General features: G+C 49.3%; 7 protein-coding genes. All 7 read left to right on the forward strand.

What is annotated here, in order from left to right:
* Positions 1-22: 22 nt before the first annotated feature.
* Complete coding sequence (rpmF, locus tag AC1WIP_RS08815) at positions 23-202, forward strand: 50S ribosomal protein L32 (protein ID WP_481141493.1); 180 nt, start codon at positions 23-25, stop codon at positions 200-202.
* A gap of 196 nt (positions 203-398) precedes the next feature.
* The gene (plsX, locus tag AC1WIP_RS08820) at positions 399-1,409 is read left to right on the forward strand and encodes a phosphate acyltransferase PlsX (RefSeq protein ID WP_481141494.1); all 1,011 of its coding nucleotides are present in this window, start codon (positions 399-401) and stop codon (positions 1,407-1,409) included.
* 11 nt (positions 1,410-1,420) lie between these two features.
* Positions 1,421-1,651, forward strand: coding sequence for an acyl carrier protein (acpP, locus tag AC1WIP_RS08825; protein ID WP_318704124.1), 231 nt, complete (start codon positions 1,421-1,423; stop codon positions 1,649-1,651).
* Between the two features lie 96 nt (positions 1,652-1,747).
* Positions 1,748-2,452, forward strand: coding sequence for a ribonuclease III (rnc, locus tag AC1WIP_RS08830; RefSeq protein ID WP_481141495.1), 705 nt, complete (start codon positions 1,748-1,750; stop codon positions 2,450-2,452).
* The gene (gene smc / locus AC1WIP_RS08835; RefSeq protein ID WP_481141496.1) at positions 2,443-6,003 is read left to right on the forward strand and encodes a chromosome segregation protein SMC; all 3,561 of its coding nucleotides are present in this window, start codon (positions 2,443-2,445) and stop codon (positions 6,001-6,003) included. The genes rnc and smc overlap by 10 nt, the downstream gene beginning before the upstream one ends.
* A gap of 44 nt (positions 6,004-6,047) precedes the next feature.
* Positions 6,048-6,989, forward strand: coding sequence for a signal recognition particle-docking protein FtsY (ftsY, locus tag AC1WIP_RS08840; RefSeq protein WP_481141497.1), 942 nt, complete (start codon positions 6,048-6,050; stop codon positions 6,987-6,989).
* Positions 6,990-7,014: 25 nt separating this feature from the next.
* Positions 7,015-7,330 (forward strand): pyridoxal-phosphate dependent enzyme (locus tag AC1WIP_RS08845; RefSeq protein ID WP_481141498.1); only part of this gene is annotated, 316 nt, incomplete at its 3' end.

Here is a 7,330-nt window from a genome sequence, read left to right on the forward strand (position 1 = left end):
ACGCGAATAAGGAGGTGTAACGATGTCTATTTGTCCTAAGAATAAATCTTCCAAAAGTAGAAGAGATAAGAGAAGAGCAAACTGGAAAATGAGTGCTCCTACATTGGTAAAGTGCAGCAAATGCGGCGCATTTATGATGCCTCACAGAGTTTGTAAGGCTTGCGGTTCTTATAACAAGAAGCAGGTTGTAAGCGTTGATTAATGACGGCATAGGGCTGGTGCCTGGGTGTACCAGCCCTTGTTTTTATATTTTCAACATGGGTGTAAGACGCTCCTGACGGGCGTCTTTTTGTTTGCACTATTTCTTAAAAAGCGAAAGAAAAATCTCTTGATTTTTATAAGGGGGTTTAGTATAGTTATATATGGCTTTATTATAAATTATGGAAGGAAGCATTCATATGGCTGAAATAGTGAACGTGGCTGTTGACGCTATGGGGGGAGACAACGCTCCGGCCGAGATCGTCAAAGGAGCGGTAGAGGCCATAAACGAGGACAAGAGAGTGAAGGTCTTTCTTGTGGGCCGCGAGTCTGTGATAAGGGAAGAACTGCGGAAACATACATATGACGCTTCACAGCTGGAAATCGTACATGCAGAAGAGGTTATTGAGACTGCAGAACCGCCGGTCATGGCAATTCGTAAAAAGAAGGATTCCTCTATTGTGAAGTCCATGTATATGGTAAAGGACGGCGTCTGTGACGCCTTTGTGTCCGCCGGAAGCACCGGCGCCGTATTGGTCGGAGGCCAGGTGATTGTGGGAAGGATTAAGGGAGTGGAGAGACCGCCGCTTGCGCCTTTGATTCCCACGGAAAAGGGTGTGTGCCTGCTTTTGGACTGCGGCGCAAATGTGGACGCAAGACCTTCGCATCTTCTGCAGTTTGCAAAGATGGGAAGCATTTATATGGAGAGCGTTATAGGGATTAAAAATCCCAAGGTCGGTATTGTGAATATCGGTGCGGAGGAAGAGAAGGGAAACGCGCTGGTAAAGGAAACCTATCCTCTGCTGAAAAACTGCCCTGGAATCAATTTTATCGGCAGTGTGGAGGCCAGGGATATTCCTGCGGGAGCCGCGGACGTGGTGGTCTGCGAGGCTTTTGTGGGCAATGTGATATTAAAGCTTTATGAGGGCGTAGGCGCTGTCTTGATCAAAAAGGTAAAGAGCGGCATGATGACTTCTCTTCGCAGCAAGCTGGGTGCGCTGCTTGTAAAGCCTGCTTTGAAGAAAACGTTGAAAACCTTTGACACAGAAGAATATGGAGGAGCTCCCCTTTTGGGATTAAACGGGCTTGTGGTGAAAACACACGGCAGCAGCAAGGCGGTTGAGATTAAAAATTCTATTCTGCAGTGCATTGCATTTAAGGAACAGAAAATAAATGAAAAGATCAAAGAAAAAATAATGTTGGAAAATTAAGGAGACAGGAAATGGAATTTGAAAAACTCAAAAAAGTAATTGCGGAAGTTTTAAATGTGGATCCGGAGGAGATCACCATGGAGACCACCTTTATGGACGATCTGGGAGCGGATTCTCTGGATGTGTTTCAGATTATTATGGGAATCGAGGAGGAATTTGATATTGAGATTCCCGCAGAAAAGGCAGAGAAAATCACCACTGTGGAAGAAGCGGTTGAGCTGATTAAAAGCACTTTGAATTAAGTGAGAACAAAAGCAAGGTTGAATGAAAGTATTCCTGGATTTCCACATTCGGGAATACTTGTTTTTTATGAGAACCGGCAAGGGAAGGAAGCTGTCATGCAGGAAGAATATACCTTGAAAAAACTGGAGGAACGGATAGGCTATCGCTTTGAAAACATCAATCTTTTAAAGCAGGCCCTTACCCACAGCTCATTTACCAATGAGCAGAAGATCAATCGGTCAAAAAATTATGAACGCCTGGAGTTTTTGGGTGATGCGGTGCTGGTGCTGGTTTTCAGTGAATTTTTATTTTGCAGTCATCCGGATATGCTGCAAGGAGAACTGACTAAGCTGCGGGCATCTATGGTGTGTGAGCCCTCCCTGGCTTTTTGCGCAAGGGACTTGGAGCTGGGGCAGTTTATGCGCCTGGGAAAAGGAGAGGAGAGCACGGGAGGCAGAAAGCGGGACAGCATTATTTCAGATGCCATGGAGGCTGTTACCGGGGCAGTTTATCTGGACGGCGGAATGGAGGCGGCAAGGGCGTTTATCAACCGTTTTATTTTGTCTGATCTGGAGGACAAGCAGCTGTTTTACGACAGCAAAAGCAATCTGCAGGAGCTGATCCAGGGCACGTTAAAAAAGGATTTTAACTATGTTCTGCTTGAGGAAAGCGGGCCGGAGCATGACAAGACCTTTGTGGTGGAAGTGCAGATGGAGGGAAGGCAGCTGGGACTTGGCTGCGGAAGGACGAAAAAAGCGGCGGAACAGCAGGCCGCCTACAAAGCGCTGCTGCTTTTGAGAGATGAGGGAATATGTATTTAAAAAGTATTGAGATACACGGTTTTAAATCCTTTGCAAATAAAATAACCTTTCAGTTTCATAATGGGATCACGGGGATTGTGGGCCCTAACGGAAGCGGAAAGAGCAATGTGGCGGACGCTGTGCGCTGGGTGCTGGGGGAGCAGCGCATTAAGCAGCTGCGCGGGGCCAGCATGCAGGATGTCATTTTCTCGGGAACAGAGACCAGAAAACCGTTGAGCTATGCTTACGTTGCCATTACCCTGGACAACGGTGACCATCAGCTTGCCATCGACTACGATGAGGTGACGGTTGCGAGAAGAATCTACCGCTCCGGAGAAAGTGAATATCTCATCAACGGAACACCTTGCCGGCTGAAGGATGTAAATGAGCTTTTCTATGACACCGGAATCGGCAAGGAGGGCTATTCCATTATTGGACAGGGACAGATTGATAAAATTCTAAGCGGCAAGCCGGAGGAGAGAAGAGAGCTTTTCGACGAGGCTGCGGGTATTGTAAAATTCAAGCGCAGAAAGGCTGCGGCCCAGAGCAAGCTTGCGAACGAAAAGCAGAATCTGGTTCGTGTCAATGATATTCTCTCTGAGCTGGAAAAGCAGGTGGGGCCTTTGGAAAAGCAGTCAGAAAAGGCAAAAATCTACCTGCGCAAGAAGGAAGAGCTGAAAACCCTGGATGTGAATGTGTTCCTTTTGGAAAACAGCAGATTAAAGGAACAGCTGAAGGCAGTGGAGGAAAAATATGGCATTGCCGGAGGGGATTTAAAGGAGATCACCCAGCGATATGAGGGGATCAAGGAGGAGTACGACCAGATTCAGGGGGAGATAGAGAGGCTGGATAAATCTATCGAAGAGGCCCGAAGCACCCTTACGGACACAGGGCTTTTGCGGGGCAGGCTGGAGGGCCAGATCAATGTGCTGAAAGAGCAGATTAATTCCGCCAAGGGAAGCGAGTCCCATTTAAAGGGCAGAAAAGAGGCGCTGGAGGCGGAAATTGCTTCCAAAAACCAGGACAAGGAAGGCATTCTGGCGGAAAAGCAGAAAACCGATGAACAGGTGGAGGAGATTGCGGGCGCGGCATTGCAGGCAAGGGCAAAGCTCCTGGAAATCCAGGACAAGATTGAGGAATTAAACAGCTGCATTGAGGCAGGAAAAAATACCATTATCGGCGAATTGAACCAGCGGGCCACCATCAAGTCCAAAATGGGACGGTATGACACCATGATGGAGCAGATCAACATCCGAAGAGCGGAGCTCAATTCCCGTCTGCTTCGGGTAAAATCTGATGAAGCTGCCAGGGAGGAGGCTCTTTTAAAGCTGGAGGAGAGCTTTGAGAGCATCACCAAAGAGCTGGGAGAGATGAACAGAAAACAGGGGGATATGGAAAAAGAGCTGGGGGACATAAGAGGCGTGCTGACCGGGAAGGATCAGAAGCTTCGGGAAACTCAGAACGCCTACCACCAGGAAAGCTCCAGACTGGAGGCTTTGTCCAATCTGACGGAACGCTATGAGGGCTATGGCGGCAGCGTAAAGAAGGTGATGGAGCAAAAGGAGAAGGAAAAGGGCATCATTGGGGTTGTGGCGGATATCATCAAGGTGGATAAGAAATATGAGACGGCCATTGAGACAGCCCTGGGGGGGAACATTCAAAATATTGTAACTGATGATGAGAATACTGCCAAAAGAATGATAGGATATTTGAAGGCAAACCGCCTGGGCCGGGCCACCTTTCTTCCGCTGACCAGCATCATTCATCCACAGGAGTTTAAGAGCCCTGAGATTTTGGAGGAAAAAGGGGTTATCGGCATGGCGGATGAGCTGGTAGAGATAGAGGAGCGTTACCGGAACGTGGCAAAAGCCATGCTGGGGCGCATTGTGGTGATAGACAATGTGGACAATGCCGTAAGGATTGCCAAAAAGTCCGGCTACAGCGTCAGAATGGTAACCCTGGAGGGAGAGCTTTTGGTGCCGGGGGGCGCTATCAGCGGCGGAGCCTTCAAAAATAACAGCAATCTTCTGGGAAGAAGAAGGGAGATTGAGGAGCTTCAGAAAAAGACGAGGAAGCTGCTTTCTGCGGTGGAGGAGATAAACGGAGAAATTAAAAGCACCAAGGAAAGGCGCAATGAACTGCGCCTTGCACTGGAAGCCTTAAAGGCAGATATCGGGAAAATGTCCATTGAACAAAATACGGTCCGCCTGAATATTTCTCAGGCCAGAGAGCGTATGGAGGAGGAGATGGAGGGGGCAAAATCCCTTGAGCTGGAGGAAAAGGAGATTGAGGGAAAGATACGGGAAATCAAAGACGGCAAGGAAGCCATAGCCCAGGAGCTTTCCGCAAGCGAAGAGCTGGAAGCGCACACAAAGGAGCAGATTCTTTCTTTTCAGAAGGAGCTGGAGGAAAGGAGAGAAGAGGAGACTATAGAGTCCGGCAGGGTGGCACAGTGGGATTTGAAGGTGGAAAAAATGCGCCAGACGCAGACCTTCAAGCAGTCTAATGTGGACCGGATCAACGGCGAGCTTGAAAAATCCCAGGCGGAGCTTGCCCAGATTCTGCAGGCTCTTTCGGAAAATGAAGAAGAGGTGGAGAGGAAGAAGCAGAATATCAAGGAGCTGGAAAAAACCATAGCTGCTTCCCACGAAGCCCAGAATGCGTCTGAGATAAGGCTTAAGGAGGAGGCTGCCAGAAAAGAGGAGCTTTCTGCAAAGCAGAAAAACTTCTTCCAAAGCCGAGAAAAGCTGGCGGAGCAGATGAGCTCCTTAGACAAGGAGGTTTATCGTCTAAATGCCCAAAGGGAGAGATTGGAGGATTCCATCGAGGCTCAGATCAATTACATGTGGGATGAATATGAGATCACCTTAAGTGACGCGGCTTCTCTTCGGGATGAGGATATGCTGGACCTGCCTGCCATGAAGCGGGGAATAACCGACTTGAAGGATCAGATCAAGAAGCTGGGGGACGTCAATGTCAATGCCATTGAGGACTACAAAAACCTGATGGAGCGTTACACCTTCATGAAAACCCAGCACGACGATCTGGTGGAGGCGGAAAAAACGCTGGAGGGCATTATCGAAGAGCTGGACGGGGCCATGAGAAAGCAGTTTACCGAGAAATTTGCGCAGATCAGCCGGGAATTTGACAAGGTGTTTAAGGAGCTGTTCGGCGGAGGAAAGGGCACCCTTGAGCTCATGGAGGATGAAGATATCCTGGAGGCGGGAATCCGCATTATCGCGCAGCCGCCGGGAAAGAAGCTGCAGAACATGATGCAGCTGTCCGGTGGGGAAAAGGCGCTTTCTGCCATTTCACTTTTGTTTGCCATTCAGAATCTGAAGCCTTCGCCCTTCTGCCTTTTGGATGAGATTGAGGCGGCGCTGGATGATTCCAATGTGGGAAGATTTGCAAAGTATCTACATAAGCTGACCAAAAACACGCAGTTTATTGTAATTACACACAGACGTGGCACCATGGAGCAGGTGGACAGGCTTTATGGCATCACCATGCAGGAAAAGGGAGTTTCCACTCTTGTCAGCGTGAATCTCATTGACAAGGAGCTGGAGGATTAGTGCGGTATCTGCAAGGCGCAGGAGCACTGGAAACGGAGAGGCGTATGAGCGAAGAAAAAAAGGGCTTATTTGCCAGACTGAAGGCTGGCCTTACTAAAACGAGAGAAAATATCGTAAGGGGCATTGACGCAGTGTTCAGTGGGTTTTCCGCCATCGATGATGACTTCTATGAGGAGCTGGAAGAAATTCTGATCATGGGCGATATTGGCGTAAACGCCACGGCAGCCATTGTGGAACGGCTGAGAAAAGAGGTGAAGGAGCGTCATATCAAGGAGCCCGCAGAATGCAAGGAGCTTTTGATTGAAAGCATCAAGGAGCAGATGAGGGTGGACGAGACGGCCTATGACTTCGAGCGAGAGCAGTCCGTGGTCATGGTAATCGGCGTAAACGGTGTGGGAAAGACCACCTCTGTGGGAAAGCTTGCCGGGAAGCTGAAGGACAGCGGCAGAAAGGTATTGATTGCAGCGGCGGACACCTTTCGCGCGGCGGCCGGAGATCAGCTGGCTGAGTGGGCAAAAAGGGCGGACGTGCCCATGATCGGCGGCAATGAAGGCGCAGATCCTGCAAGCGTGGTGTTTGACGCAGTAAACGCGGCAAAGGCAAGAGGCGTGGATGTGCTTTTGATTGATACGGCGGGAAGGCTTCACAATAAGAAAAATCTTATGGAGGAGCTGCGCAAAATGAACCGGATTATAGACAGAGAGTTTCCCGACGCCCACAGGGAGAATCTGATTGTGTTAGACGGCACCACCGGGCAAAACGCCCTGGTGCAGGCCAGGGAATTCGGGGAGGTGGCAAAGCTCACCGGAATCATTTTGACAAAGATGGACGGAACGGCAAAGGGCGGCATTGCCGTGGCCATTCAGTCGGAGCTTAAGGTTCCCGTAAAATATATCGGTGTGGGAGAGACCATAGAAGATCTCCAGAAATTTGATCCGGATGAATTTGTAAACGCGTTGTTTGACAGAGAGCGAACAGAGGCTTAGAAATGGAGGAAATATGGAAGAACAAATGTTGACACTGGAGAAGTTTGAAGAGGCATCCGAAACGGTAAAAAAGGTGACTCTGGAGACAAAGCTGGTTTACAGTGACTTTCTCAGCGCACAGACCGGAAACAAGGTGTATTTGAAGCCGGAAAACATGCAGTTTACCGGTGCGTACAAGGTGAGAGGCGCCTACTATAAGATGAGCACTCTCACAGATGAGGAGCGGGCCAAGGGACTGATTACGGCTTCCGCCGGAAATCACGCCCAGGGCGTGGCCTATGCGGCTAAATGCTTCGGCGCCAAGGCGTCCATCGTGATGCCTACCACTACGCCCCTTATGA

It is taken from the genome of Acetatifactor sp., from assembly GCF_982438285.1.

Bases quoted from the DNA above. Each gene is read 5' to 3' on its own strand.
- rpmF (WP_481141493.1), top strand. From the start codon at position 23: ATGTCTATTTGTCCTAAGAATAAATCTTCCAAAAGTAGAAGAGATAAG.
- smc (WP_481141496.1), top strand. From the start codon at position 2,443: ATGTATTTAAAAAGTATTGAGATACACGGTTTTAAATCCTTTGCAAAT.
- plsX (WP_481141494.1), top strand. From the start codon at position 399: ATGGCTGAAATAGTGAACGTGGCTGTTGACGCTATGGGGGGAGACAAC.
- ftsY (WP_481141497.1), top strand. From the start codon at position 6,048: ATGAGCGAAGAAAAAAAGGGCTTATTTGCCAGACTGAAGGCTGGCCTT.
- rnc (WP_481141495.1), top strand. From the start codon at position 1,748: ATGCAGGAAGAATATACCTTGAAAAAACTGGAGGAACGGATAGGCTAT.
- acpP (WP_318704124.1), top strand. From the start codon at position 1,421: ATGGAATTTGAAAAACTCAAAAAAGTAATTGCGGAAGTTTTAAATGTG.